Origin of the sequence: uncultured Gelidibacter sp. (genome assembly GCF_947500795.1) — a bacterium.
Taxonomy (GTDB): domain Bacteria; phylum Bacteroidota; class Bacteroidia; order Flavobacteriales; family Flavobacteriaceae; genus Gelidibacter.
On record NZ_CANMTE010000004.1, the window covers coordinates 365,992 to 391,375 of the forward strand.

Below are 25,384 nucleotides of genomic sequence, written 5' to 3' on the forward strand. Positions count from 1 at the left end.
AAACACAATGGAAGAGGATCACACAAGGAAACAACACAACATGAAGAAAAATCAATACACCAAATTTGTAGGTATGCTGGCAGCATCGTTTGTAGCGATGTACATCACCATGTATTTAAACACCTACGCTTTTGACCATGTATATTTTAGCTTGACGCGTTTTTACATGTCATGTCTGGGTATTTCTGCCATGGCCATAATTATGTTCGTGGCCATGCGAAATATGTATCAAAATAAGAAAAAGAATATGGCTATCATATTTGGGAGTATCGCCCTATTTATTGGTGCATTCAGCTTAGTGCGCGCTCAGGCACCAATTGTTGGTGATGTGTTATGGATGAAAGCGATGATTCCGCACCATTCCATTGCCATTCTGACCAGTGAGCGTGCTGCTATTAAAGATCCTGAAGTCAAACAACTGGCTGATGATATCATCAAGGCTCAGAGAAAAGAAATTGAAGACATGAAAAAGATGATTAACCGTTTACAAAATGAAAATTAGAACTAATGAATAAACAGATTTTAACTATCAGTATTGCAGTTGTTGTTGGTCTTTTGGCAGGCTGGCTCATATTTGGAAATAAGGATGCAGCATCCAAAAATGCTGCTGACCAGCATGATCACGCAGGAGAAACTGCAGCTCAAATGTGGACCTGCTCCATGCACCCACAAATTATGCAGGCTGAACCGGGCGATTGTCCGTTATGTGGTATGGACCTTACTCCGGCCGAATCGGGTGCTGATGGTCTTGCCATGAATGAGATAAAAATGACCGAAAATGCGATGGCCTTGGCAAATATCCAAACAACGGTTGTGGGGAGTGCAGTTGCTGATGATGCTGCTGACGGCATGATTTCACTATCCGGAAAAATTGCGATCAACGAAGAAAACAAGTCGGTGCAATCGAGTTATTTTGACGGGCGTATTGAACGCTTGAATGTGAGTTATGAAGGGCAACAAGTCAACAGAGGACAATTGCTAGCTACCATTTATGCACCAAACTTAGTGGCCGCACAACAGGAATTAATTACCACGGCGTCGTTAAAAGCATCACAACCTGCTTTATATAACGCTGTTCGCAATAAATTAAAAAATTGGAAACTGTCCGAAAAACAAATTGACGCTATTGAAACATCAGGCAAAGTATTGGAAAATTTCCCAATCTATGCGACAGTTTCCGGTACCGTTTCAGAAGTCATGGCCAGAGAAGGCGATTATGTGAAGCAAGGGCAACCTATTCTTAAAGTGAGTAATTTAAACTCCGTGTGGGCACAATTTGATGCTTATGAAAGTCAAATTTCAAACTTAAAGGAAGGCCAAAAGATTAAGGTGGTTGCCAATGCGTATCCAACTAAAGAGTTTGATGCAACGGTATCGTTTATTGACCCGATGTTAAATAATGCTACACGTACGGTGACGGTAAGAGCGACCCTTAAAAACACGGACGACTTGTTTAAACCTGGAATGTTTGTGACCGGAAAAATCAAAGGTGCAACAACAGCCAGCAGCGAGATGTTAACCATTCCTGCAAGCGCGGTTATGTGGACGGGAGAACGCTCATTGGTATATGTAAAGACGGATCCTAATGCCCCAGTTTTTGAAATGCGCGAAGTGACTATTGGGAATCGTAATGGTTCACAATATACAATCACTAAAGGTTTGAACAACGGCGATGAGATTGTCACCAACGGAACGTTTACCGTAGATGCTGCAGCACAATTGCAAGGTAAAAACTCGATGATGAATAAAGGAAAGGAAAAACATGCTCAGGTGCCACTTTCTGAAATGAAAATTGAATTGTCAGAAAAATTCCAAAAAGAGTTTATGAAGATTCTCAATCCTTATCTTCAAATGAAAGATGCTTTTGTTGCAAGTGATGCCAAACAGATTTCAGCCCACGCTAAAACGACGTTAAAAGCGCTTAAATCATTAAAATTAGAGGATTTAGGACAGACGGAAAAAGCCCATATGATTAAAAGTATTGAAATGGTTGAGGTCATTTCAAAGAATGACGATTTGGATAATCAACGTGAACATTTCGTCATCTTAAATGAAAATTTAGTGCCAATAGCGATGAACGTCAAAATATTAGACGCGGCACTTTATGTTCAAAAATGTCCGATGGCCAATAACGATAAAGGCGCCATTTGGTTGAGCCACGAAGAAGCGGTCAGAAATCCGTATTATGGAGACCAAATGATGACCTGCGGAAGTGTGATTGAAACCGTAAAATAAGTGTTGAAATCGTTAAGATTGTAAGCTTATAAAAAGCGACGCAGACACCATAAATCAAATAAAAACCCGACAAGAGCATCTCAAATGTTCGCGTCGGGTTTTTTAATTATGATCAACCATCACTCAAATGAGCGTGTTTTATCAATCGTTAGATTTGATAAATTTCGGATTGATATAGAGTTTTCCTTCCTTTAATTTTTTCCAATATGCTTTCATATCCGCGTTAATTTCAGGCGCCATAATATACAAGCCTATAATATTTGGAAAGGACATGGCGAGAATCATCATATCAGCAAAACTCAACACGGCACCTAAACTTACGGACGCCCCTAATACGACGAATAACAAATACAAGACTTTATACACCAGTTCCAATTTTTTACTTCTTCCAAAAAGGTAGCTCCAAGAACGCATCCCGTAATAGGACCATGATACCATCGTAGAAAATGCAAATAAGAATACGGCAATGGCCAATACGGAAGGGAACCAAGATACCACACTACCAAAAGCATCGGCCGTAAGTTCCACGCCTCCCAATCCGCTGCTAGTTTCATGCATTCCGGTAAATATGAGCACCAAAGCGGTCATGGTACACACCAACATCGTATCAATAAAAGGTTCCACCAAAGAGGTGAATCCGTCAGCAATAGGGTGATTTGTTTTGGACGCACTATGGGCGATTGCGGCTGAACCAACTCCAGCTTCACTCGAGAAGGCCGCACGTTGCAAGCCTATAATCAACACGCCAATAAAGCCACCTTTTAATGCTTCCGCAGAAAAAGCACCATCTACTATCGCCATAAAAGCACCGCCAATAAACTCGAAGTGATATCCGATGACCACCAAACAACCCACCACATAAAAAATGGCCATAATTGGAACCACTTTGGCAGTTACTTTAGCAATACTTTTAATGCCGCCAATAATCACAGCGCCTACTAATAAAGCAAATCCGACACCGAACCAAAATCCGTGGCCTTGTAAAAATGGAAGTTCTTCAGAAACAATTTTAAACGCCTGATTGGATTGTAGCATATTTCCACCACCAAACGATGCGCCTACACCAAGCACTGCAAAAAGTATGGCCAAGAACTTCCCTAATTTCTTAAGGTTTCTTTTCTCCAATCCATAGCGCAGATAGTTCATCGGTCCACCAAAAATTCGGCCGTCCTCATCAATAATACGGTATTTTACACCTAAGGTACATTCGGCAAATTTTAGCGACATTCCGAAAAATCCAGCGAGGAACATCCAAAAAGTAGCTCCTGCCCCACCTAAGGAAATAGCTACGGCAACACCTGCAATATTTCCTAAACCTACGGTTGCAGAAACGGCGGTAGCCATTGCCTGAAAGTGCGTTATGGTTCCGGGCGCATTAGGATCGTCGTACTTTCCTCGTGCTAAATCTAGCGAATGTTTAAATCCGCGGATATTAACAAATTTCAATCTCAGGGTAAAAAAGATACTTCCCAAGATGAGCCAAATAACAATGAACGGAATGTTTTTGGTTTTTACATCGCCATTAGGATGTAATAAGGGTTGCGGCGTATCAAAATTAATTTTCGCTACAAGAGGCGATTTAAAAGATCCCGTTTCCGGCTTTCTTGAAACTATGGTGCCTTCTTTGGTCACCTGTTCTAAAGCGCCTTCAGCGGTGGCATACACAAAAAATTCTTGATTGGCATTGCTTTCTAAAACCGCAATTTTGTCGCCAGCCTTTACGCGACTGCCATCAGCCACAAGCCATTTTTTGAATGTATATTTCTGATCAGAAGTGATGTCTTTGGCCGATAAGGGTAAATTTCGATGTGAGGCATATACAACAGGATCATAGAGGCCAGCCGTTGCAAAAGCATCCCAAAAGAGTACAGCACCTAACACATCTACTGCAGGCTGCACTTTACTGTTAAAAATTTCCGTGATGGATTCCGCAGGAATTTTAAAGGTTTTGGAGATTTTAGTTCCGTTGGCATCACTGACTGTTACGGAATGTTCCATGCCTTCAATTAATCCCACAGATTCGGCATCATCTAAGGGCGTGTTGATATTACTCCATTTGTATTGATAAGGTGCTACCCCACCTGTCACCTCAACTTTTGCTACACCATCATTAATTTCAGAGGAGGGATTGTGCAACGCTATAGTAACGGACATCCCATTGGAAGACCCGTTCTGAGCACTAGTATTAGAAAAGGTAATGAACAACAGTGCCACAAGGGCAAATAGCCTAGATTTTATCATCAAATAATTTAAAAGTTTTGGATTTACATACGGATTATCACAATATTAACAATAAAAAGAGGCTCTCCCAAGGCAATCTGAGTGTTTTTTGAAATTTTGCGAAGATTCAAAATGCAAACACCACCATCTAAACACCTGATTTATTGATGATTCAATAATGACACCCATAAAATTTATAAAATATCCCCATAAATGGCTATCCGCAGTTGTGATTTGGTAAAAATCGATTAGAAGATTGAGCGTGCGATAATTGTCCGGCAATAGTGCCAACTCCTCAAGATAAAAATGTAGCAAAAGCACTTCTTGATCATTCCATTTTCGCTAAATTAGAGGTGTTAATCAATCCACAGGCTTAATAAAAAAGCTAAATTCAACTATCACTCATGAAAACTTGCCCCAATTGTAAATCAGACGTAGAGGATCATTTTGAATTGTGCTGGAACTGTAATTATAGTTTTTCAGAACAACGCGTCATGACCACAGCAGAACTTACACAAACAAAACCTACCCGAGACCTTAAGTGTTTAAGATGCGCAACGCCAATGGAAGATTCTGGGCGTTTCAAATTTCATGAAGGTGATCGTGTTGGGTTTTATGGCAGCATCTTTGAACTCTTCCAAAATAGAGAAGCCTTTGATGTATACCATTGTAAAAATTGTGGCAAAGTGGAGTTCTTTCTGCCTATGGATTGATGCATTTAGGAAGCAATATATATTTTAAAACGAGATGTCCTTATGACAAAACAAGAAATCGCCGAATCCTTTTTAATGCTGGCCGGCACCGGGAAAGTGGCAGAAGCATTTGACACGCATGTTGCCGCCGATTTTATCCATCATAATCAATATTTTGAAGGAACTCGAGACGCTTTACAAAAAGCCATGGCGGATGCCCATCAAACGAGCCCTAACAAGTCCATCGACATTAAATTTAGTTATAGAGATCAGGATACGGTTATTACCCATTCGCTCGTCATCAAAGAGGACATGGACATCGCGGTGGTCCACATCTTCCGATTTAGCGGAGACAAAATTGTAGAGTTATGGGATTTAGGGCAGGTGATTGCCAAGGATTCCCCTAATCACTATGGATTGTTTTAGACAACAAATCGCTGACTTCAATTTCAATCGACACCATAATTTTTCTAAGCCTATTTTTTAATGCCTGTTATAAACCTGAAAAAGGAAGCACAGTATTTGTTAACGGTGCTTCCTTTTAGTACTAGTGCAATATTTTTTTAACGTGTCACAAAATCGCTTAAGGTGATATACATATTCCCTGTTTTTTCGTTGCGGAAAATGTTGTATTTCGTTGGATAATTATTCCCTGGCTCTTCGAATTTTCGCGGTTGTGAATAATCGCCACTAAATGAATCGCCTGACAATAAATATTCTACGGTCACCATCGGTTCAATAAAATTATTCATTTGGGCATAGGTTCCCAAAATCATAACATGGGTAAACGGATTATATCCCGTTTGCCAATCTGCAGGAACCCAATGTTTGCCCATCATTCCGTAAACACCACCTGGTCCTGGGAATTTAAAATAATCAGTAGGCATTTTATCCATATCAGGAAAATAATTGAATGCATTTACAATACTCTGATTGCTACCATCATAATCTGGAATGAGCAATCGTTGTTCATTGGTAATGGTGTAAAAATGAAAATCGAAATGTTCCTCCCAAAATACGGGCCCGTGACCTGCGGGTTGGTAGTTCAGTCCCAAATGTTCAAATGGTGTGAGCTCTTTCGCTTTTTTATGCAATGGCAATACAACGGTCATTTCATGTCCCTCATGCAAAAGCGATAAATCGTTAAAAACTTTAGAGGTGAGCTCAATTCCTATTTCTTCAGGAAAACCAGCGCTGTTGACGCAAATCCATGAACGGGCTTTACCGCTTCCATACTGAACTTCTGGCCCTTTAAAAACATTAATGACGTTGGAGCTCCTGTTAGCGAGGTAGTCTTTCGATTTTTCAATCGCAACGCCGTCGTTAGAAAGTGCTTCTTCATCTTGGCTACATGCAAATACACCAAAAAGAAGCACAACTATTAAACACTTTCTAAATAGTTTGAATTGTGTTTCCATAATACTAAATTTTAAGAATTAATAATTCGATTAAAATGAATGACTTGAGAGCAAGCAGTTCAATTTTAATCGCCTATTTTGATTGGGGAAATTTATCCTTAGGGGAAGTATTTATTGTAGGAAAGCTGACAGTGACTGTTTAAACTTTAAACACTCATAAAAATCGAGGAAGGACAGTTGCTTTTGCTATAGGAAACTGCAATTAATAGATTTACATGACCAAAGCGGCCAATTTTAGATCAGCTTTACTGGATAAAATGTCACTGTTATTAAAATGAAGAAATTATTAATTAATTAGGTTCCAGAACCCTTTCATAATAGTAAAACACTTGTGTTGGGCCGTAGAGTGAGTTTTCAAAATTCCAATCGTATTTTAAAACTAATTCTGTTGGAGTTACTTTAATGAGATAGATAATGTCGTAAACATAGATTTTGAATCGATTTTCTTCAATCAATTCCCATTTAGCCATTTCTGAAAACAATGTACACGTGCCATCATTTTTATAATAACTATTCTCGAAAACAACACCATCGTCATTAAACTGTAAAAAGCTGAAGCCACAACTTTTATGCTCAAAATCTTGATAATTATGATATTTTATTGTGCCGTCATTGTTTGCATCTATGCCCAATTTTACGATTCTCCATCTTCCAATTACTAAGTTTGAAGGAGAACTTTCTATTGGCATATCAATATAAGTATCAGAATCAACATCACCGTCCAAAAATCCAAAATACACATTTAATGTGTTACCGTCATTTTTCACACCTGGGATTACCGCCAGAGACTACAGGCGTTTGGGGCATATTGGGTGTATCAGTAGTACATGAAACCAATACTATTAAACTCAGTATAGATATTGGTAATTTAAGTAAATTTACCATGTTCAATACAATTTTAATTACCTGACTTAAAGGTAGTTAAAATACTAATCCGCGAATTAGAACAGGTTCTCTATTTTTACACTTTAACACAGAAACAGAATTGACTTACAACAATCCAGATAATTGGGAGAGCACCACAAACCGAATGCTTTTTAATGGCCAACGTTCTATGAGATGACGAAAATTCCCGCAGATTTTTCAAATGCGTTTGTAATTACTACATTTATTACTTTTATCAAACTAGACACCTAATGCCCTTATACAATACGACATCAAGATAATACAGGCGATTCGCGAAAACGGATTGCACTATTAAAACCCATCATAGCTCATGAAATTCAAATTACTCTTAGTTCTTTTTACCATTACTACCTTATTTGCCAACGCAGCTCAAGTTGACACAGTGATGGTGGTCAGTACTTCCATGAATAAAATTATCCCCACTGTGGTTATAACCCCGGATACTTATTCAGCCGAAAACAAAAATTACCCTGTAGTGTATGTACTGCATGGCGCTGGCGGCACGTATGCCAATTGGATTACAAGAGTGCCGGAGTTGAAAGCGTATGCTGACACCTATAACATGATTATTGTGTGCCCTGACGGCGGACTTACAAGCTGGTATTTTGATAGCCCGGTGGATGACAGCATGAAGTATGAGACCTATATTTCTAAAGAACTGGTGCAGGCTATTGATTCGAAATACAAAACCATCGCAGATAAATCTGGGAGAGCCATTACGGGGTTAAGCATGGGCGGCCATGGTGCGTTTTATTTAGCGTTTAAACATCAAGACATTTGGGGCGCTGTTGGCAGTATGAGTGGCGGTTTGGATATCCGTCCCTTTCCGAACAATTGGGACCTCAATAAACGACTGGGAGACTATGCTGACCACAAAGAAAACTGGGAAGAGAACACCGTTATCAATATGGTTTATAAATTGAAAAAAGACAGTATAAAACTCATTTTTGATTGCGGCATTAGTGATTTCTTTTATGATGCCAACAAGAGGTTGCATGAAAAGCTATTGGAAAGAAATATTCCGCATGACTATATAGAACGTCCGGGAAATCATAATTGGGAGTATTGGTCGAATTCAATTAAATACCAACTGCTGTTTTTTAATGATTATTTTAGATCTGTACCAACGCCTTAAATTGATGTTTAAAATTGACTCACTATACGCTGAAATAGGCGCCGTTAATTCTCATAAATGAATAAGTTCTTCCTTATTTTATGCCTCTTTATTTATGCGGTTTCAGAAACCTACAGTCAACACGAACAAGGTCCTAAACCTACTACGGCAGAACTGAGTGTTTTATTCGTTGGAAACAGTCTAACCTACACCAACAATCTGCCCAAATTGGTTAAGAAATACGCCAAACAGGAAGGTGTAAACCTTACTTATAAAATGGTCGCCTTTCCAAATTATTCGCTAGAAGACCATTGGAATGACGGCGAAATTCAAAAACTCATAGCAAGCACATCGTTCGATTTTATAATACTCCAGCAAGGACCGTCTTCTCAGCATGACGGGAGGAAAATGCTGATTGAGGATGACAAGAAGTATAGCAATCTGGCACAACTCCATAATGCAAAATTGTGTTATTTTATGGTGTGGCCATCCATGAGCAACTACCATACATTTGATGATGTAATTAAAAACCACACAGACGCTGCTGCCATTAACAATGCTATACTACTTCCTGTGGGTGAAGTTTGGAAGACCCATTTTGACAACACTAAAAATTTCCAATATTATGGTCCGGATGGATTCCATCCCTCATTAGAAGGCAGTAAAATAGTGGCAGAAGTCATCGTGCATCGTCTTCTAAACTCCCTTAAAAAATAAATCCACGCTATTTATGAAAAAATTTCATTTCGTCATTACTTTATTATTTATCTCAAATGGTATTGTAGGTCAAGAAACTTCCTCAGTAACACAATTTGACAGCATCTTAAACCAATTTATCAATGTGCGCGATTTTTGCATTTCGAAGGATGGCAAGGAAGCGTTTTTCACAATCCAAAGTCCCAACCAAGAAATTTCACAACTGGCGTACATCACAAAGGAAAATAATGCATGGTCAGCACCTCAGCTCCTCCCCTTTTGTGATGAATTTATGTATCTAGAACCATTTTTATCATATGACAATAACCGTTTATATTTCGCTTCTGACCGACCTTTGAACGCCACTAGCACTGAAAAAAAGGATTTTGATATTTGGTATGTTGACAGAGCCACTGCACATGCGCCATGGTCAGCGCCTAAGAACTTAGGATTGCCAGTGAATTCAGAATTGGATGAATTTTACCCTTCGGTCAGCAAAAACAACAATCTCTATTTCACTATGGTTTCTCCCGATGGTTTTGGAAAAGATGATATTTATGTCAGCACATGGGAAAACGGCAGTTATTCCAAGCCCGTTATATTGGACGCCAACATAAATAGTGAAGGTTATGAGTTTAATGCTTTTATTTCAGCCAATGAAGATTTCATCATTTATTCTAAATATAATGAAGCTGACGGCCTTGGAAGTGGCGATTTGTACATTTCAAAAAAAGACGCGCATGGGACATGGCAAAAAGCAACCAATTTAGGTGTCGCGGTCAATTCTAAATATATGGACTATTGCCCGTTTTATGATGAAGAAAACAACATCCTATATTTTACAAGTAGAAGAAATAATCTGACACCGAGAAAATTTAATTCCGTTTCAGATTTTACTAATTTTATAATGGAAAATGAAAATGGCCTCAGCAAAATTTATAAGACTTCCATAAATTTGACAAATTAAGAACCCCATCACACAACAAACCATAAACTAACACGTTAGCAGAAATCAAACCATCACTTATGAAAAAAACAGTTTACATAACGCTACTATTAATTTGTCCTTTTATTTCATTTGGGCAAGTAGTTGGTGACTCCATTAATTATGAAGGTCTAAGCAAAGAGATTGAAACCTTAAAAAAAACAAACGAGACCCTTTTAAATAGCCTTGAAATTACAGGAAAAACCCTGAACGAATTGGTTAGGGACAAAAAAGTTTCAGATGAAACGAAATGGAACACGGTAAAGCGAAACATTAATGCATCAGCGCAACTTTACAAAGTGCTTAGTGATGATATCATCAATCTGAAATCGCGATTAACCGACGAAGAATATCAAGGTTATATTAAATCGTTGAGTAGCATTCAAGAAGGACCATTAGGGTTTTCATTCCAGGAGGTCATTATTGAATCGGCTACTAAAATTGGGATTTTCGATAAAAAATCTAAGATGGATCGCTTCATCAGTATTGCAAGAAACGTGATGAGCAGTCCGCTTATTGCAAGCATTCCGTTTGTTTCCACCGCAGTAACGGCTTCAAATTCTATTTTAGACATTGCTTATGGTTCATCAATGGGCGATAAAAATGCAGATTTAGACCGATTACAAAAGTTTGAAGGTGAGTTGAACAAATACCTAACTTACTACACTACTCTTGACAAAGCCAACATTTTAAACCAGTCTTCCAATGGCGACAGAAGAGTGCTTTTAGAAAATCTACAACTCGATCTTTTAAATAAATTAAAGAAAGACGCACCACGATTGAATTTCACGGTAGCTGAAAGAAAGACCAATGAAACTATTGATGCCTATTTTAATAGAGTTTTAAGCGCTTTTAATCATGAATATAGCATTAAGCATCTTACCGATTTAGAAAATAAATATAAGAATGACAGAGGCGAAATCAACTATTCTGATCTGCTTCAAAAGGAACGTGATGCCAAATATTATAACAACAACATCTATGGGCTTGTTGAATTGGCTAAAAAATACACGCTGTACTATGAAAATTTCTTTGAAGTAGCTGACAGTTATCAAAACAGAATTATTGAAGCGGTAGATTTAGCAAAGGGCAATGGCATTATTGAAGGCAAAAAAGAAAATGGCAAAGTATTAACCGCTGCACAAGTTTATGAGGAAATCATAAAAAGCTTAAAGGATAAGAAAGTTGAAAGAGATAACGGGATCAGACATAGCATCAACATTCCTGAATTGAAACAAAAAATGGAACTTGTTGAGGAATTTAAACTCATCTAAAACCTTAAAATATAGGATTGTGCTCTACATGATTTAAAACCAACTATGCACAACGAGCTTATTTTTGGCTTATGTAATAAACTCAAACGCGTTTTGACAACAGTCAGGACGCGCTTTTTTTATTTGGTATTTTGAAGGGAAATTTCACAGTAACACACAAACAACAAAACACATAGAATCCACTTAAATCATAAAAAAACTCGATAACTTCAAAATATTCCCTCATAAATTCCGTATCTTTAAGTATAACAAAGATTCCAATCCAGTTATCATACATGAAGTCCTTTACAGCATCATTTCCTGATGCCATAATTGTGATTTACCAATCCAAAAGACAGCGCTTCAAAGCATCTAATTGTTATTTTGGAACCTTCAATTCTATAAAGGTTTGTAATGCATAGGATTTGTGTTCCTCGTTAAATCGTTCGGATTTTGGACACCTTAAAACCATCAATCCTTCCATCTAAAAACTCACGTCATGGCAAAAATAATATCAGTAGAATTACTCGAGATTCCAGATAAAATCCATGTTGGCGTGAACAACACAGACATCACTGTACTGACTACAATTGATTTTCATGAAATGGATATTAAAGGAAATGTGGAGTACTGCCTTCACCTCTTTGTGTATGATGTTCACGGAAAAATTGATCCGCCATTAATCATCTCAAACTGGGACGAAAGCTATGTGATTTCTATTCAGTCGTCATTAGACAGAAGGGATGATTTTTTAGGGCAAACCACTGTCATGTTTAAGGCGTGTAAACGTCAAGTTACCATCGCAACACCCATGATATTGCAATTGGGCTCACTGTCCAGAAGAGGAATTTACCTGACACGTCAATTAGAAATTTTTGCCACTGCTACACCAGCTGTTGGACGTATTTCTAAATGGTCTATGCCTTACGAAACGCAAGTGTATCATTAAGTAAATATCCTTTATTTACAGCTTTAATTATGAGTATTCATGTCATTTAAACTCATTCCATGACTTGGATTTTCAATACCCTATCACACCACATCATTTCCTATCAGAAAACACTTTCATAAATATACTTTTAAAACCTACCGAAGAAAATCGTAACTTAACATCACTTAATAGTACTTAAAGCCAACACACTCCGCAACGCTGCGATGGCAAAACGGTTTTGAGAATAGTTATGTCAGGTGGAGACCAGAAACCACATAAAAAACGGGTAAATTAAAACACTGAACACATGAAAAAAATATTTTATCTACTTCCTATTTTAGGATTGATGATGGCTTGCAATGAGGAAAAGAAACAGCCACCACAGGCCGTTGAAGTAGACAAAGAGCAAACTGAAGCACTCGAAAAATCTATTGAAAATCTTGATGAATTAATGGAATCTACAGAATTTGAAATGGAAAGAAACCAAGCCGAAATAGACTCCTTATTAAACACCCTTTAAAGATAAAGCCATGAAAAAAATATTAATAATAGCGCTGCCATTCTTTATTTTCAACACGTATGTGTTTGCTCAAGAACAAGGCAAAGGTAAAGGTCAACAAAAGCAACACGTAGAGCACGCTCAGAATCAAGGGCAAGAAAAATCAGCCAAAGAAAAAGCTGGACATGAGAAAGACAATCATAAGCGACAGGCAGAGAAAATGAAGAATGAACCTCAAGGCAATGCTTATGGTAAAAACAAAAATGGTTTAGAAGGAAAAGCATTCGGACAACAACGCGCTTTTGACGCTAAAAACAGCGCTATAAAGAAAAGTAATTATGCCGAGCAGAGAATTAAGGGCCACGATGACAGAATTAAGGATAATGAAGATCGTATAAAAGCAGCGAAGGAAAAGGTTAAAGAACAACGAAAAATGGGCAAAATTTCTGCAGAGGAAGAGAAGATGAAAAATGAAAAAATTAAACTTGCCGAAGAAAAAGTAAAGCGCATGAAGGATCTTGTAGAGAAGAACAAAAAAGAACTCAAAGATTTAAAGGAAGAACTTAAAAAAACTGAGTAAGATTAACATTCAGTACAGTTGGTAAAATCGCTAGTATGTAGTCAACCCTTGTGGGTTAACGATATACTAGCTTTTTAATTTCTATGATGTTTTTAAGTCCATGATTGGCGATGATGTGCAGTTGGTGGTACAGAATTTTAAAGACCATTTTAGAGAACTGGACTTTTTAAAATAAAAGATCTTTAGATGAATTTTAGTGCAAAAAAACCTTCCTACTTCAAAATATTTTAAAAAATAATGGAGTAACTTTAGCTATAGAAGCAGACGAAACCACAATCGGTTCGGAATAAAGTACAAGAATTTGGCCTAAAGGAGCATACTCTTTGAATGCGCATTTCAGGTGACAAGCAATTTAAAATCTTAAACATTAGAACACATGATCAAGCAAGCTTTAATGGCCGAATTTCAACATGAAGCCGAAAATACAAGAAAACTATTATCTATGATTCCAGATAGCGCTTTGGACTATCGCCCACAACCACAACTATGGTCCGTAGCTGAATTGGCATCGCATATTGCTGAAGTCTACAATTGGTACGACGTAACTTTTAATAAAGATCAATTTGAAATGAGCGGCTATACGTATGATAAAGGCGACATTAGCAAAAGCGCCAATATTTTAGAAAAATTTGAGGCGAACGTAAAAGCAGCACAACAGGCTATTGAAAAGTCAGATGAATCTCAATACATGAATGAATGGACGATGACCATGAACGGCAAAACAAGTTTTCCTGCAATGCCTAAAGTGCAGGTGATTAGAGGTTTTTTATATAATCATTTATACCATCATAGAGGAGAGATGGTTTCACATTTAAGAGCCACTGGCAACAAAGTGCCATCTATGTACGGCCCTACATATGAAGACTCTCAACAGATGGGACAATAACCATCACTAATTTTACAAAAAAAGACCCTATGGCAACGGTTAATGTATATCTAACATTTGATGGCACTTGTGAGGCTGCCTTCAATTTTTACCGCTCTGTTTTTGGAGGGGAATTTCAACATATTGGACGTTTTACGGAAATGCCTAAGGATGAAAACTGTGCATCTATAAGTGAGGAAGATGGCAATAAAATCATGCATGTTTCTCTTCCCATCAGCAGCGCATCTATTTTAATGGGAAGCGACGCTGCTGGCGGCTGGGCGCCTAATTTAATTCATGGGAATAATTTTTCCGTTTCAATTTCTGCTGAAAGCAAAGCGGAAGCCGACACTCTATTTGATAGCTTATCAGAAGGTGGCACTCTAACGATGCCGATGGCCAAAACTTTTTGGGGCTCTTATTTTGGTATGTTTACGGATAAATTTGGCATTAATTGGATGGTGAATTTTGACGAACACCTACCGCATTAAAATCAACAATGGCAAAAAACAAAACAGAGTACACTTCTGAAAGCGTCGTAGAATTTATCGAGGCCTTTGCAAATACTGAGCAAAAAAAGAAAGATAGTTTTGAACTCATCAGACTCATGACCGACCTCTCGGGTTTTGAGCCAAAAATGTGGGGCCCGAGTATTATCGGGTTTGGTAACTACCACTACACATATGCCAGCGGCCATGAAGGCGATGCTCCTATTATTGGATTTTCGCCTCGGAAATCGGCCATTTCACTCTACGTTTATACCGGATTAGAGGCACATGCGTATTTGTTGGAAAATCTCGGTAAATTCAAAAAAGGGAAAGCCTGTATCTACATCAAAAAACTTTCTGACATCCATCAAGATCAACTTAAACAACTAATAAAAGAAACCATCACTTATAGCACTACAACCTATGGGGAACATTAAAATCGAAATTAAATGGGCATTACTATTTGTTGCCATGTCTTTACTTTGGATGGTATTGGAGAAATTGGCAGGACTCCACAGCACCCACATTGATAAGCATATGTATTTGACCAACTTGTTTTTTATACCTGCAATATTGGTTTATATCGCGGCTTTAAAGGACAAGAAGAAAAAAGACTATAACGGACAGATGTCTTATAAACAAGGTTTTATTTCGGGACTCATCATCACGGCCATTGTAGCCCTTTTTGCGCCTTTTACGCAATGGATTATTTCCACCATCATTACTCCCGAATACTTCCCAAATGTCATCGCATATTCCGTAAAAATAGGTTATCACAGCTCTTTGGAAGAAGCACAGGCATTCTTTAATCTTCAAAACTATATGGTTCAAAGTGTGGTAGGCGCCCTTGTAATGGGCGTTGTAACCGCTGCCGTAGTGGCGTATTTTGTGAGAACCAAACCAACAGTATAAAAAATGCTTAGTGCTGTGGAAATTAGTTCAAAAAAGTCTACTTTTCAGTTTCAACACAACACCTATTTTTAACCAGAAGAACTTTAATCAACCTGTAAAACGCAACCTTTGAAAAAACGCTATATCCTCTTCTTAGCCATTCCGCTTCTCATAGTAATTGGGGTTTTTGCTTACAAGAATAACACTACTGTTACCAGCTATGAAGTTGGACAGGAAATTGACAGTTTTAATGGCGTAGCGGTGTATTATAATGGGAATGTTGGCAATGTTGAAGGCAGACAATTGGCACCTGACGGTTATAATCTGGGTCTCAAATACCAATGTGTGGAGTTTGTAAAACGCTATTATTACGAGGCGTTGCATCATAAAATGCCGAACAGTTATGGGCATGCCAAAGACTTTTTTATCGCTTCCATAAAAGACGGGAAAAAGAACCCACAGCGAAATTTAACACAGTTTACAAATCCGAGTAAATCCAAACCGAAAGTCAATGATTTGGTTGTTTACTCAGGAACAAGATTCAACCCATACGGACACGTCTCAATTATTTCCAAGGTATCCGACACTAACATTGAGATCATTCAACAGAATCCGGGACCTTATGCCAGTAGCAGAGCCACTTACAAACTCAGTCGCATCAATGGGAAATGGCGCATCAACAACGATCAAATTTTAGGTTGGCTTAGAAAATAGCCTTTTTATGATCTGTTCAACCACACACGACCTACAGATTCAGGATATTAAAAATTTCTTCCGTTAATTTGCACAGCAATACTAAAAGTTGGCATTGCAATACTACTTTTGTGATGAACATGATGTGCAGCAACGCAGTTTATTCCCATTGAGGAACATGAAGATTAGGTAATTTAGAGAACAGTGAAAAAGGCCATCCAGCCCGTTCAGTCAAGTGTCAAATATGCCTCTTTAGGGTTTTAGCCAAAGCCTTATCGCATAATTTTAATTCTAACGTCTTTCCCGGTTTGAATACACTCTTTCCTTTTTTAAGTGTTTTAGGTTGCAAATTTATACCTCTAGCAATATATTTTCTTTCGGAAAATTACTATTTCGCACAACTATTTTATGCAATTTATTAACATTTACTAGCGGAATTTCGATAGATTTTAAAATTAATTTGTATTTTTCAAATTGCTAAATGAATTAATAAAATTGTTCGAATTTAGCCATTTCATAAATAACAGGATTTTTCAGATAATCTCATATTAAAATGTCCAATAAGAAAAGATTAAAACAAAAACTGAAAACTTCTTTAGAGTTTTCTAAGAACCTATTTGTAACAGGTGCTATCACAGAAACTAGTCCTAAAGTTGAGCTTGAGATATGCCGGCATATCCCTAGGAATAGGGATGTTATTATAGTAGAATTTGGTATGGGACATGGTAATATAACAAAGGCAATTCTTAATAAAATCTCACCAAATTCTAAGTTATATTCTTTTGAAGTTAATAAAGAATTCTGTGATTATGTTCGAAAATCAATTCCAGATGAGAGACTCGAAATTATAACCGATGGGGCTGAAAATATGAGTAAACTTATAAATGAAAAAATTGATGGTATTATTTCTTCAATTCCCTTTTCGTTTTTTTCAAAAGAAAAAGGAATGAGTATTATCCAAAATGCCTATGACTCTTTGTCAACTGAAGCATATTACAGTCAAGTTTTGTACACCAAATTTAATTTCAAAAAGTTTCAAATGATATTCGACGTTTGTGAAATTAAAAAGTTCTATGGAATTCCAACGGAATATATTTATCATTGTCAAAAAAAATAAAACTTTCAGAAATCAGGTTATATCCAAAGTTAGAATATCAAATAAAATTTTAAAACGAGAATATAAATCAACAATGGAGTCTAAAAATAAACTCACCACAATTTCAATTTTCGTTTTCGTTCAGGCAATACTACCTATAATTGCAATTATTATTTATCAACAATCTTATTTATTAAAACCAGAACTTATCATAGCTCACTTATTTGTGGTTTTTTTATTGAATTCTGCAATTACAGGATTAGGTCTGGTGTTTTTGACAAGGCAATTTATTGATTATAAAAGTTATACAAAATACTTAGTTGCAAGTTTATTTGGCATATTAAATGTCATCTTATATTATACTTATCTATTTGCTTTCTCAGGCCAACATTTCAATTCTAATATATTTACCTTAGAAATGGTTCTGGGATACCTCAAATATCTCGATCAACTTGTCGCCAACTTTTCGATTAATCCCATTTTAGTTTACGTCATTTTATTAGTCATCCCAATTTTAATTTTTTCAGGAATCCTATTGCTTACCAATTCCATATATCTTCTTATGGTAAGCCTTAAAAAATTAATTCAGAGACATCATTTCAATAGCCCGTCGAAGGTAATTAAATATAGAATCATTGGATTTTTACTGTTCGTTGGATTCTCTTTAGGAGTAATTTCGGCTATTTCTCCTAAAATACCCTATTTCTTGTTCCGTGCCAAAGAACCAATCGCTACCGTTTTCATCAAGAATGATCCTTTTGACGGAAAGCTTCTAAAGGACAATAACAAAGGTATCGAAGTAAGAAATTCGTATCCAAAAAACATCGATTTTCAGAAAAAAAATGTTATAATAATTGTTATAGATGCATTGCGTGCTGATCATTTGAGTCTGTTTGGATATGAAAGAGAAACGACCCCTTTTTTAGATAGCCTTTATGCCTCAGGTAACCTGCGCAAGATAGATTTGTCCTTTGCTGTTGTTGCAGAGTCATACAAAGGGATTAATGCGATATTAAGATCTAAAATATGGGCCAATTTAGGGAAGAACGATTTCTCCTTGCAACATCTCTTAAAAGATCAAGGATATGAACTCAATTTTATTTTATCTGGAGACCATACCAATTTTGATGGGTTAAAATATTCTTATGGAGATGATAGCGATTTCAATACTTATCTAGATGGCGCAATCACTAAAAAATATTCAGACCCCAATGATGACCGAATCATATGGGAAGGTCTTGAAACCATATCTAATTATAACAAGAACCCTTCTTATTTTCATTTTCATCTTATGTCAGTCCATAACTTAGGATTAAGACTGAATAAATTCAAAAATTACACTCCGGCAGCTAATACAACTTTTGATGTTGAAAATTATACAAATGGGTATGACAATGGTGTATTACAAGCGGATAATAATATAAAGGATATTTTCAGTAGTTTATCTGAAAAAGGCTATCTACAAAACAGTATTGTAGTTATAACTGGAGATCATGGTGAGTCTTTAGGTGAAAAAGGAAAATTTGGACATGGTCGTAGTATATATACCAACCAAATTCTAACACCTATTCTAATTTATGATTCTGAAAATGCTGAATACAAGAATACGAGCTATGCAAGTTCAATAGATATTGCACCAACAATAGTTGATCGATTGGGCTTGCCAATCCCCCAATCTTGGGAAGGGATTTCATTATTTAGTGATACATTCGACAGGGAATTTACATATCACCAACAAGGAACTCAGTATGCAATCATACATAGCTTAGAAGATATGAGGTACAAATTGATATATGATAGCAGTACTAGTAAGAAAGAGCTTTTTGAATTAAATTCTGATTTGTACGAGACTAAAAATTTAATTGACTCCTTAGATACTAATTATATTAATAATTTAATATGGTATATGAGTGAATTTAATTTAGATGTCAATAAATTATATAAATAGTAACTGCAATCTCTTATTCCGGTGTCCAAGATTATTTAAAAATCATCCCATTTCAACTTAGATTTTGAGGTATTGGTCCAATATTAATTAGGACGATATAGTCTAAGAGACATCAAACAAAATAAATTACTGTTTTAGCATTACTAGCAACTATTATCCTCCTAAAAACCAACATCAGATTTAACCAATACGGACACGTCTCAATTATTTCCAAGGTATCAGACACTAACATTGAGATCATTCAACAGAATCCGGGACCTTATGCCAGTAGTAGAGCCACTTACAAACTCAGTCGCATCAATGGGAAATGGCGCATTAACAACGACCAAATTTTAGGTTGGCTTAGAAAATAGCCTTTTTATCATCTGTTCAACCACACACGACCTACAGATTCAGGATATTAAAAATTTCTTCCGTTAATTTGTACAGCAATACCAAAAGTTGGCAGTGCAATACTACTTTTGTGATGAACGTGATGTGCAGCAACGCAGTTTATTCCCATTGAGGAACATGAAGATTAGGTAATTTAGAGAACAGTGAAAAAGGGAGTACATGAACAGGATTTCTGGAGCAAATGCCCAGAGTGTCATGGCAGTGGCAAGAAGACGGGACGGTTACGCAAGCAATTGCGACGCCAATACCAACTAGCGCTCGAACAGTTTGAGAAATCGAATGGCCAAGGGCCAGCTCCAGTCCGACCTAAATCGCCACAAACCTTATGTAAAACCTGTAAGGGTTCAGGGTTAATTCCTTCTGCCCACCCTCCTATTCCTGAACATGATATTTATCCGCGCGTGGCTATTATTGGCGGCGGCATTGGAGGCGTAGCGTTGGCGGTTGCTTGTTTACACCGCGGCATTCCGTTTACACTTTATGAACGCGACAGCAGTTTCAATGCACGATCTCAAGGCTATGGACTCACTTTACAACAAGCCAGCAAAGCGATTGAAGGTTTCGGGCTTTTTAGCTTAAAAGAAGGCGTTGTTTCGACGCGGCACGTGGTACATACGACAGACGGAACTGTAGTGGGCGAATGGGGCATGCGCAAATGGCTGCAAGACGATTCCAACTCATCACCAAAGCGGACCAATGTCCATATTGCGAGACAATCGTTGCGCTTGGCCTTACTGGAGCAACTTGGCGGACCTGAGGCCGTGCACTGGAACCACCAGCTAATTGACTTCAATATAAGTGAAGTCGATGGGGTCACCTTAAATTTCAGTGTTGACGGGACGTTAAAAACCGCTAAAGCAGATCTTGTTGTGGGCGCCGACGGTATTAGGAGTGTGGTTAGAAACTTGCTGATTGGTGACGCGATTGCACCTTTACGATACCTGGATTGTATTGTCATTTTGGGAATTTGTCCATTATCTGGGCTGAAAGGCGTGGATAGTACCTTGTTGGATTCGGCTACGGTATTCCAAACTGCGAATGGCAATGAGCGGATCTATATGATGCCTTACACTGCGGACAGCATCATGTGGCAATTGAGCTTTCCTATGACGGAGCAGGACGCCAAATCACTAAGCGACAAAGGGCCAAAAGCACTCAAAGACGAAGCGGTAAGGAGAACCCAGTGGCACACTCCCATCCCGCAAATTGTGGCTGCAACTCAAGAGGCGCAGATTTCTGGATATCCAGTATATGACCGCGAATTACTCAACGCTGAATTGTTGGAAAAAGCAGGACCCATCACTTTAATTGGTGATGCGGCGCACCCCATGAGTCCTTTTAAAGGCCAAGGCGCAAATCAGGCGCTGTTAGATGCATTGGCATTGGCCAGAGGCATCTCAAAAGGCTGCAGTCCTTTTTCTCAATGGAAAGCAAAGGGCATTCGGCAAAGTGTCTTAGCAGATTTTGAATCTGAAATGTTAGCCCGAAGTGCTACTAAAGTAAAAGATTCCGCCGAAGCTGCACAATTTCTACATTCTGAGATTGTACTCCATGAAAGTGATGCACCGAGAGGACAATGCCTAAAGAAATCAAACGTCCAAAAAAAGGGATAACAACTTCGTATTGCAACAGCACTTAGTGGCGCGTATCAAAAATAAAATATGTAGGTTTTGCTCTTCAGAACCCCAAAAGTTCAGTATTTTTAGTACCTAAAGTCACCAAAAACAGAGCACTAACACATACCGCATATCACACTATGGGCAAACCAACCTTAATTAAAAACGGCTTATTTTTCTCAGGAGACCAAAATGAAAAAGCAACGGTAAAAGACATTCTCATTCTTGAAAATGGTCGCATAGGGGACATTGGCACTTTGGAGGCTGATGCGGATGTAGAGGTCATTGATGCTGAAGGAAAGTGGGTTGTTCCCGGTTTTATTGATTCGCACACCCATTATGATGCTGAACTCATTGCCTCTCCCGGACTTAAGGAATCTGCTCGGCATGGGGTTACTTCCGTCATTCTTGGCAGCTGTTCTGTCTCCGCTATATTCAATTCGCCTGAAGATGTTTCGGACTCATTTACGAGAGTTGAAGCCATTCCGAGAGATGTTATGTTGCCTTTATTGGAGCGTGTTAAAACTTGGCATACTGCCAAAGCGTGGAAAACCTATGTCAACAATCTGCCATTAGGCATCAACGTAGCCTCATTTGTTGGCCATTCCGATTTACGAATGAAAGCCATGGGCATTGACCGTTCTTTAAAAGCTAATGAAACGGCTACTAAAGCAGAGCAGGAGGCCATGTATAACATGCTTAGCGATGCGTTAGATGAAGGTTTCATCGGCTTGTCAACCATGGACAATCCGTGGGATAAAATGGATGGCGACAGGTATTGGTCGCATAAAACTCCTTCCTTTTATTCCTCTTGGAAAGAGCGCAAGAACCTTATAGCATTACTACGTACAAGAGATGCAATTTTGCAAGGCGCACCAAATCTTGTAACGCGTGTTAATGCGCTCAACTACATGTTGGCAAGCTCAGGACTCTTTAGAAAACCACTTAAAACCACTATGATTGCCATGATGGATTTAATTGGCGACCGTTATATTTTACCATTAATTTCCACTGGAAGCAAGGTTATAAATACGCTGGCGAATGCAAATTTCAGAATGCAGTCCCCTCCTATTCCATTCACCGTGTATTATGATGGTGTTGATTCTGTAATGTTTGAAGAATTCCCAAGTGGCGAAGCTATGAGACATCTCGCCAAGAAATTGGACGAACGCAATGATTTGATAAAAGACCCGGAGTTTAGAGCATCATTCAAAAAAGAAATAAAGAAAAAATTCGCACCTAAGGTGTGGCATAAAGATTTAAGCAAAGCCGTTATTCTGGAGTCGCCCGATGAACGCATGATAGGCAACAACTTTTATGATCTTGCGGAAGCGCATGAGCAGCACCCAGTGGACTACTTTTTGGACAGCATAATTCAATATGATAAAAAGATCAGATGGACCACAACTATTGCCAATGACAGGCTTGAAAAATATGACATGCTCTACAATCATCGACATAATCTCATTAGTTTTTCAGATGCCGGCGCACATTTAAATAATATGGCGTTTTACAATTTCCCTTTAAAAATGATGAAAATCGTTCAAGAATCCATCGCTAAAGGGAAACCAATTATGACTATGGAGAAGTGCATTTGGCGATTAACAAAAGAACAAGGCGATTGGTTTGGATTGGATTGTGGCCATCTTGCAGTAGGTAAGATAGCAGATTTGGTAATTATTGATCCTGAAAAATTTGATGCTGTTACGGAAACTGTAACCCTCGGACAGATTGAAGAATTTGACAATTACAAGAGGCTTGTCAACAGAAACGAAGGCACTGTGTCTCGGGTTATGGTAGGTGGAAAAACTATTTTTGAGAATGACAATTTTGTGCCCGACTATGGCACCACCACCAAATACGGACGGTTTTTAGAGAAAATTTAAATGGCATACCTCTCCGGCAATCCCATCAAAAACTAACTGGAAATTGACCTTGGAAAGCAAACATGATAAAGCGCTTCCAATGTCATCATCAAAATTGAACCACAACAGGACGCCAACGCACCTATTACATAGATTCTAAGAATTTAAAAGGATATAAGCACTGTAAAGGCTATATACTATTAACCACTCGTTTTTTCAATCATATGATTGATGACTTGAGTATGTTCGTGCTGCGGGCTGAACATCACTATTTCAGCATCTTCATTGACCTTTACATTATGACCGGGAGGCCAGTAAAAAAGCTCGTTTGCGTGTACAGTTTCTTGTTTTCCGGACACATCCGTTGTGGTAATGCTTCCGCTTGTGAGAAATCCCCAATGCGGGCATTGGCACGAATTACCTTTTAAGCCAATAAACAAGGGTGTTGTATCAACGCCGGCAGAAAGGCTAAAATATTCTGCGCTAATTTTTCCTAATCCGGTAGCATCTCCAAAATCAGTCTGTTGACGGAGAATAGCACCAGGAATCTGCATTTTGACTTGAATGTCGTCTTTTGCGATTTTCATGAGTGTTGTTTTTAGATGATATGAATAATATTATCCATATAAGAATGTTTTAATCCCTGCTCAATCAGACAAAAAACAATTCCAACGAAACAACAACTATAAAATTTCTCATCACTAAATTAACCTAATTACACTCATTATCAAAGCATTGAACTGTTAAATAAGATGACATCACAATTCATTTGTTCGCTGAATTCCGAAGCACAACGCATTTCAAAAATTCCAAAATCCATCTGAGGCCACAGCATTTCCGTCGCTTAATAATCGCCAACCATAATCGCTTACAAGCATTAAAAATCCAATAAAAAGAGACGATTCTAAAATAAATATACTTCACATTAGAAGCATAAAAAATTTACAGGGCATATAAATTAAAATGCAAAACCCAATTATCCTATCTTTGTCCAACTAAATACTAAGATGGCCTCTACTCTACTTTCATCACCTTTACAAGGATTTACAGATTTCAGATTTCGTAATGCCTTCCATCATTACTTTGGCGGGATTGACACCTACTATGCACCATACATTAGGCTGAATGGGAAGTTAAAGATTAAGCAATCTTATGAAAATGACTTATTACCTGAAAACAACACCACTTTAGAGGTCATTCCGCAGGTGATAACCAATGACGCTGAAGAGTTTTTATTTGTTGCCAAATACGTGCAAAGTTTAGGTTATAAAGAGTTGAATTGGAATTTAGGCTGCCCGTATCCTATGGTTACAAAATCAGGAATGGGTTCAGGTTTAATTTGCAATCCCACAAGAATTGATGAGGTATTACATAGGGCACACACCGAAACTGATATTTTGGTATCGATGAAAATGCGGATGGGTTATGACAATCCTGAAGAAATTTTAGATGCATTTCCTATTTTAGATCAATATCCGCTTAAAAACATTGCAATTCACGCCAGAATTGGAAAGCAACTTTACAAAGGGCCGGTCAATTTAGAGGCTTTTGAAAAGTGCATCAGCAGCACCAAACACAAGCTGTATTATAATGGCGATATTACGAGTGTTTCGGCCTATAAAGCCATTGCAGAACGCTTTCCGGAGATTGATCATTTTATGATTGGCCGCGGATTGATTGCCGATCCGTTTTTGCCGAGCATGATAAAAAATGACACGACCGAATATCCCGAAAATAGATGGGCTATTTTTTCAGAATTCCATGACACTATTTACCAGCAATATGACGCTTATTTGTCAGGACCTACGCCTATAAAAATGAAGATGTTAGGTTTTTGGGAGTTCTTTTCGCAATCTACTTCCAATCCGCAAAAAACTTTTAAAGCCATAAAAAAAGCGGTAAACCCTGTAAAATACAGACAGGCGGTGGATCAGATCATAAAAGCAGAAATGAAAATTAAAAGGTCTTAGCAACGCTCTTGATATTTGTTTATAAAACGA

The 25,384-nt window shown here is 37.9% G+C and carries 25 protein-coding genes; 21 read left to right on the top strand and 4 right to left on the bottom strand.

Features of this window, described 5'->3' with window-relative positions; genetic code table 11:
* The first annotated feature begins 40 nt into the window (after positions 1-40).
* Together Q0947_RS11815 and Q0947_RS11820 are read left to right on the top strand one after the other, a co-directional pair.
* Entirely contained in the window at positions 41-502 is a 462-nt protein-coding gene (locus Q0947_RS11815; protein WP_299397655.1) for a DUF305 domain-containing protein, read from the top strand.
* A gap of 5 nt (positions 503-507) precedes the next feature.
* Complete coding sequence (locus Q0947_RS11820) at positions 508-2,235, top strand: efflux RND transporter periplasmic adaptor subunit (protein WP_299397567.1); 1,728 nt, start codon at positions 508-510, stop codon at positions 2,233-2,235.
* A 141-nt stretch (positions 2,236-2,376) separates the two neighbouring features.
* On the opposite strand, the gene Q0947_RS11825 is transcribed toward Q0947_RS11820, so the two are convergent.
* The gene (locus tag Q0947_RS11825; protein ID WP_299397574.1) at positions 2,377-4,476 is read right to left on the bottom strand and encodes an amino acid carrier protein; all 2,100 of its coding nucleotides are present in this window, start codon (positions 4,474-4,476) and stop codon (positions 2,377-2,379) included.
* Positions 4,477-4,859: 383 nt separating this feature from the next.
* Between Q0947_RS11825 and Q0947_RS11830 the strand changes: the two genes are divergently transcribed.
* Positions 4,860-5,168 carry a hypothetical protein gene (locus tag Q0947_RS11830; protein ID WP_299397576.1) on the top strand — a complete coding sequence of 103 codons (309 nt, stop codon included), beginning with the start codon at positions 4,860-4,862 and terminating at the stop codon, positions 5,166-5,168.
* Between the two features lie 42 nt (positions 5,169-5,210).
* A complete protein-coding gene (locus Q0947_RS11835) occupies positions 5,211-5,573 on the top strand; it encodes a nuclear transport factor 2 family protein (protein ID WP_299397578.1) in 363 nt (120 codons plus the stop codon).
* Between the two features lie 137 nt (positions 5,574-5,710).
* Here the strand turns inward: Q0947_RS11835 and Q0947_RS11840 are convergent, their stop codons facing one another.
* Complete coding sequence (locus Q0947_RS11840; RefSeq protein WP_299397581.1) at positions 5,711-6,565, bottom strand: hypothetical protein; 855 nt, start codon at positions 6,563-6,565, stop codon at positions 5,711-5,713.
* A gap of 290 nt (positions 6,566-6,855) precedes the next feature.
* Entirely contained in the window at positions 6,856-7,332 is a 477-nt protein-coding gene (locus Q0947_RS11845) for a lipocalin family protein (RefSeq protein WP_299397584.1), read from the bottom strand.
* Positions 7,333-7,781: 449 nt separating this feature from the next.
* Between Q0947_RS11845 and Q0947_RS11850 the strand changes: the two genes are divergently transcribed.
* The 16 genes from Q0947_RS11850 (at position 7,782) to Q0947_RS11925 (ending at position 23,405) form a co-directional block, all read left to right on the top strand.
* Entirely contained in the window at positions 7,782-8,606 is an 825-nt protein-coding gene (locus Q0947_RS11850) for an alpha/beta hydrolase family protein (protein WP_299397587.1), read from the top strand.
* Positions 8,607-8,663: 57 nt separating this feature from the next.
* Positions 8,664-9,302, top strand: coding sequence for an SGNH/GDSL hydrolase family protein (locus tag Q0947_RS11855; RefSeq protein ID WP_299397590.1), 639 nt, complete (start codon positions 8,664-8,666; stop codon positions 9,300-9,302).
* Between the two features lie 13 nt (positions 9,303-9,315).
* Positions 9,316-10,248 (top strand): hypothetical protein, encoded by a 933-nt coding sequence (locus Q0947_RS11860; RefSeq protein ID WP_299397593.1) that lies wholly within the window; start codon positions 9,316-9,318, stop codon positions 10,246-10,248.
* Between the two features lie 59 nt (positions 10,249-10,307).
* Positions 10,308-11,540: a hypothetical protein gene (locus Q0947_RS11865; protein WP_299397596.1), complete on the top strand. Its 1,233-nt coding sequence runs from the start codon at positions 10,308-10,310 to the stop codon at positions 11,538-11,540.
* Between the two features lie 478 nt (positions 11,541-12,018).
* Positions 12,019-12,468 (top strand): hypothetical protein, encoded by a 450-nt coding sequence (locus Q0947_RS11870; protein WP_299397597.1) that lies wholly within the window; start codon positions 12,019-12,021, stop codon positions 12,466-12,468.
* Between the two features lie 289 nt (positions 12,469-12,757).
* Positions 12,758-12,970: a hypothetical protein gene (locus Q0947_RS11875; protein ID WP_299397599.1), complete on the top strand. Its 213-nt coding sequence runs from the start codon at positions 12,758-12,760 to the stop codon at positions 12,968-12,970.
* Positions 12,971-12,980: 10 nt separating this feature from the next.
* Entirely contained in the window at positions 12,981-13,529 is a 549-nt protein-coding gene (locus Q0947_RS11880; RefSeq protein ID WP_299397601.1) for a hypothetical protein, read from the top strand.
* A gap of 376 nt (positions 13,530-13,905) precedes the next feature.
* On the top strand, positions 13,906-14,415 hold the full coding sequence (locus Q0947_RS11885; protein ID WP_299397604.1) for a DinB family protein: 510 nt from the start codon (positions 13,906-13,908) through the stop codon (positions 14,413-14,415).
* A 29-nt stretch (positions 14,416-14,444) separates the two neighbouring features.
* Positions 14,445-14,885: a VOC family protein gene (locus tag Q0947_RS11890; protein ID WP_299397607.1), complete on the top strand. Its 441-nt coding sequence runs from the start codon at positions 14,445-14,447 to the stop codon at positions 14,883-14,885.
* A gap of 8 nt (positions 14,886-14,893) precedes the next feature.
* A complete protein-coding gene (locus Q0947_RS11895) occupies positions 14,894-15,319 on the top strand; it encodes a DUF1801 domain-containing protein (protein ID WP_299397610.1) in 426 nt (141 codons plus the stop codon).
* Entirely contained in the window at positions 15,306-15,794 is a 489-nt protein-coding gene (locus Q0947_RS11900; RefSeq protein ID WP_299397613.1) for a DUF4199 domain-containing protein, read from the top strand. The genes Q0947_RS11895 and Q0947_RS11900 overlap by 14 nt, the downstream gene beginning before the upstream one ends.
* A 108-nt stretch (positions 15,795-15,902) precedes the next feature.
* Entirely contained in the window at positions 15,903-16,487 is a 585-nt protein-coding gene (locus tag Q0947_RS11905) for a CHAP domain-containing protein (protein WP_299397616.1), read from the top strand.
* 532 nt (positions 16,488-17,019) lie between these two features.
* Complete coding sequence (locus Q0947_RS11910; protein ID WP_299397618.1) at positions 17,020-17,583, top strand: methyltransferase domain-containing protein; 564 nt, start codon at positions 17,020-17,022, stop codon at positions 17,581-17,583.
* Positions 17,540-19,510: a sulfatase-like hydrolase/transferase gene (locus Q0947_RS11915; RefSeq protein ID WP_299397621.1), complete on the top strand. Its 1,971-nt coding sequence runs from the start codon at positions 17,540-17,542 to the stop codon at positions 19,508-19,510. Before Q0947_RS11910 ends, Q0947_RS11915 begins: the two co-directional genes overlap by 44 nt.
* Positions 19,511-20,046: 536 nt before the next feature.
* Positions 20,047-21,516, top strand: coding sequence for an FAD-dependent monooxygenase (locus Q0947_RS11920; protein ID WP_299397624.1), 1,470 nt, complete (start codon positions 20,047-20,049; stop codon positions 21,514-21,516).
* A gap of 143 nt (positions 21,517-21,659) precedes the next feature.
* A complete protein-coding gene (locus Q0947_RS11925) occupies positions 21,660-23,405 on the top strand; it encodes an amidohydrolase family protein (RefSeq protein WP_299397627.1) in 1,746 nt (581 codons plus the stop codon).
* A 179-nt stretch (positions 23,406-23,584) separates the two neighbouring features.
* Here the strand turns inward: Q0947_RS11925 and Q0947_RS11930 are convergent, their stop codons facing one another.
* Entirely contained in the window at positions 23,585-23,971 is a 387-nt protein-coding gene (locus Q0947_RS11930; protein WP_299397629.1) for a cupin domain-containing protein, read from the bottom strand.
* Positions 23,972-24,391: 420 nt separating this feature from the next.
* Here Q0947_RS11930 and Q0947_RS11935 point away from each other — a divergent pair, with 420 nt between their 5' ends.
* Positions 24,392-25,354, top strand: coding sequence for a tRNA-dihydrouridine synthase family protein (locus Q0947_RS11935; protein ID WP_299397633.1), 963 nt, complete (start codon positions 24,392-24,394; stop codon positions 25,352-25,354).
* Positions 25,355-25,384: the final 30 nt, after the last annotated feature.

Coding starts and splice junctions, on each gene's coding strand:
- Q0947_RS11815 (WP_299397655.1), top strand. CDS start 41: ATGAAGAAAAATCAATACACCAAATTTGTAGGTATGCTGGCAGCATCG.
- Q0947_RS11820 (WP_299397567.1), top strand. CDS start 508: ATGAATAAACAGATTTTAACTATCAGTATTGCAGTTGTTGTTGGTCTT.
- Q0947_RS11825 (WP_299397574.1), bottom strand. CDS start 4,476: ATGATAAAATCTAGGCTATTTGCCCTTGTGGCACTGTTGTTCATTACC.
- Q0947_RS11830 (WP_299397576.1), top strand. CDS start 4,860: ATGAAAACTTGCCCCAATTGTAAATCAGACGTAGAGGATCATTTTGAA.
- Q0947_RS11835 (WP_299397578.1), top strand. CDS start 5,211: ATGACAAAACAAGAAATCGCCGAATCCTTTTTAATGCTGGCCGGCACC.
- Q0947_RS11840 (WP_299397581.1), bottom strand. CDS start 6,565: ATGGAAACACAATTCAAACTATTTAGAAAGTGTTTAATAGTTGTGCTT.
- Q0947_RS11850 (WP_299397587.1), top strand. CDS start 7,782: ATGAAATTCAAATTACTCTTAGTTCTTTTTACCATTACTACCTTATTT.
- Q0947_RS11855 (WP_299397590.1), top strand. CDS start 8,664: ATGAATAAGTTCTTCCTTATTTTATGCCTCTTTATTTATGCGGTTTCA.
- Q0947_RS11860 (WP_299397593.1), top strand. CDS start 9,316: ATGAAAAAATTTCATTTCGTCATTACTTTATTATTTATCTCAAATGGT.
- Q0947_RS11865 (WP_299397596.1), top strand. CDS start 10,308: ATGAAAAAAACAGTTTACATAACGCTACTATTAATTTGTCCTTTTATT.
- Q0947_RS11870 (WP_299397597.1), top strand. CDS start 12,019: ATGGCAAAAATAATATCAGTAGAATTACTCGAGATTCCAGATAAAATC.
- Q0947_RS11875 (WP_299397599.1), top strand. CDS start 12,758: ATGAAAAAAATATTTTATCTACTTCCTATTTTAGGATTGATGATGGCT.
- Q0947_RS11880 (WP_299397601.1), top strand. CDS start 12,981: ATGAAAAAAATATTAATAATAGCGCTGCCATTCTTTATTTTCAACACG.
- Q0947_RS11885 (WP_299397604.1), top strand. CDS start 13,906: ATGATCAAGCAAGCTTTAATGGCCGAATTTCAACATGAAGCCGAAAAT.
- Q0947_RS11890 (WP_299397607.1), top strand. CDS start 14,445: ATGGCAACGGTTAATGTATATCTAACATTTGATGGCACTTGTGAGGCT.
- Q0947_RS11895 (WP_299397610.1), top strand. CDS start 14,894: ATGGCAAAAAACAAAACAGAGTACACTTCTGAAAGCGTCGTAGAATTT.
- Q0947_RS11900 (WP_299397613.1), top strand. CDS start 15,306: ATGGGGAACATTAAAATCGAAATTAAATGGGCATTACTATTTGTTGCC.
- Q0947_RS11910 (WP_299397618.1), top strand. CDS start 17,020: ATGTCCAATAAGAAAAGATTAAAACAAAAACTGAAAACTTCTTTAGAG.
- Q0947_RS11915 (WP_299397621.1), top strand. CDS start 17,540: ATGGAATTCCAACGGAATATATTTATCATTGTCAAAAAAAATAAAACT.
- Q0947_RS11925 (WP_299397627.1), top strand. CDS start 21,660: ATGGGCAAACCAACCTTAATTAAAAACGGCTTATTTTTCTCAGGAGAC.
- Q0947_RS11930 (WP_299397629.1), bottom strand. CDS start 23,971: ATGAAAATCGCAAAAGACGACATTCAAGTCAAAATGCAGATTCCTGGT.
- Q0947_RS11935 (WP_299397633.1), top strand. CDS start 24,392: ATGGCCTCTACTCTACTTTCATCACCTTTACAAGGATTTACAGATTTC.